We start from the raw sequence: 2,269 nt of genomic DNA on the forward strand, positions 1-2,269 counted from the left end.
AGAAGTATCATCGGAAGTATTTTTAAAAAAGTTTCCATTTAAGCAAATCTATTGCGTTTTAAACTTTCTTAAAGCTATACCATAAATTAAACGTTTCACTTATCATTTTGTCTTCAGTAAATTCTTGAACCCTAAGCTTAGCTGCTTGAGCCATTTCTTGCATATCCTGTGGATGCTTAAGTGCCCAACGTATTGATTCAAGTAAATCGCAACTGTCACCTACACGACAGGTCAAGCCATGCACTTTATTTTCAATGACCTCTGGAATACCACTGGCACTTGATGTAACTATTGGCAATCCAGAAGCCATTGCTTCGAGAATTGCAAAAGGTTGTCCCTCAAACAACGTTGGAAAGACAAAGAGATCAGCAGCTTTTAGCAAGCATGAAACATCGGAACGAAATCCAAGAAATCTAACTTTATTTTCGACATTATACTCATGCAACTTGCTAGTTAAAGATCGCCGCTGCTCACCTTCCCCAACCCAAATAAAAGTTGCATCAGGAAAATCCTTAACAATATAGGGAATTACTGGAACCAATACATCGTATCCTTTCTGATAACTCAGTCGACCGACTGTTAGAAGCAAAAGGGTTTGGTCAGGCAAACATAGCTCCTCAATCAATTTATGGCGTAATAAATTAGAATCTTTAGAGCATGAAACACTCGAAGAGAGATTAAAACTAACACCATTATAAATACAAAGAACTTTGCTGGAAGGCACATCGAATGAACTACAGATATGTGCTTGGTTGTTCCTTGAAACTGCCACCCATTGTTGATTTCTACTGCGAGCCCATGCAAGAAGTCTTTTTTTTAGGGAGCTAAATATAAAATGGCTAGGTACTAGTTGAAAAACTACGACTGTATGTATTTTTAAAAGCCCACAAGCAATGATGCTACCAAAACAATAATTAGTATAAGGAAGATTTATCTGAATTAAGGCAGGCTGGACCTTCTGTAATAGCGCAAAAGTTTTAATAAATCGAAACAAATGGTTAAGGGTTTTAAAGCAATTGCGATCGCTAATCTCAGCAATATTCAATGGATGATACTTTATACTCTTATTTGTAAAGTCATGTACCAAAGAGACAGTTCCCTCAACCTGCGGAAATGCTACGTGAACATCCCAGCCTTCTGCTACGGCTGCTGAAGCAATTTTTAGGGTATATTCTTCTACACCACCACGGACTGTAGATGGAAAAACTAACAGTAACTTTTTTCTATCCATTAAGTTAATCATTCTGCATTGCTAAAATTGACTTTATTAAATCTTTGTATCCAGCTTTGACTTAGCATCAATAATATGTAAAACTCTATCTAGAGAACAGTTTCTTCTATCATGAAAAATAGTTCAGCTAAAATTAAGATCACCTATAAATACAGAATAATTAAGAAGGCTTTACCTGGCTTAAACTAACAATTTTATAAAACACTGTTAATTTGTCCCTAAACGCATTCCAAAATTCATTAAACCAAAAATGAAGTAAAGCTGTGGGATTCCACAAAAAGGTGAAGTAAGAAAGCTTAATTCTTGAATAGCTAAATACCTTTGTAGACTGCATCCAACTCACAAATTGTTGAGCGATAAGGCTTCGTAATTGGCAGGATACATCAACGTCAGTATAACTATTTAAGCCGGGTTGCTGTATGAATGCTTCATATAATGCTTTAATTCTAAAATGTATGGAATTAGCTTTATGAAAGTAAGGAAAGCTACTCCACCAGTAACTACCCGTCCAAAATCTTCTAATACAAGCAAGCTCCTCTAAACTCAGCTCTTCATTAAGCAGCTGACTGATATTAATTTGAGATTGAACTAACGAAAGTAAACTTTGATCTGACCTTTTAGTTGCAGAAACACTTTTACAATGCATACGCTGTTTCTGAAGTACCTCAGGTAGAATTAAAATTTTTCCTGCAGAGCTTATACGACTCCAAAGTTCATAATCCTGGCTGTACGGACGAGACTCAGCGTATCCTCCAATGCGTTCTACTGTACTCAGCCTATACATAACTTGGCTGTGTCCGGCTAGGTGGTTATAAAACAGTAAATACCACGGTACTAGGTTAGAATGACAAGAACGATAATGAGCATCAAAAGGATTTCCATCAGCGTCAATTACAGCTACATTACAAGAAACCAATACAACATTGGATAGCCTATCAAGCACCTCTAGTTGTTTGTCCAGACGAGTAGGCAAAGCAACATCGTCAGCATCTTGCCTAGCAATATATTCTCCTTTTGCAACTTGCAATGCCTTATTTA

2 protein-coding genes are annotated in these 2,269 nt (G+C 36.7%); both read right to left on the bottom strand.

All coding sequences use genetic code 11. From position 1 onward, the window contains the following. Positions 1-58: 58 nt before the first annotated feature. Entirely contained in the window at positions 59-1,243 is a 1,185-nt protein-coding gene (locus tag AC2VE5_RS25855; protein ID WP_486890436.1) for a glycosyltransferase family 4 protein, read from the bottom strand. Between the two features lie 148 nt (positions 1,244-1,391). Further along, the coding region (locus AC2VE5_RS25860) for a glycosyltransferase (RefSeq protein ID WP_486890437.1) at positions 1,392-2,269 on the bottom strand (878 nt) is incomplete at its 5' end.

Source organism: Aliterella sp. E5.1, from assembly GCF_057473825.1.

Coding starts and splice junctions, on each gene's coding strand:
- AC2VE5_RS25855 (WP_486890436.1), bottom strand. CDS start 1,243: ATGATTAACTTAATGGATAGAAAAAAGTTACTGTTAGTTTTTCCATCT.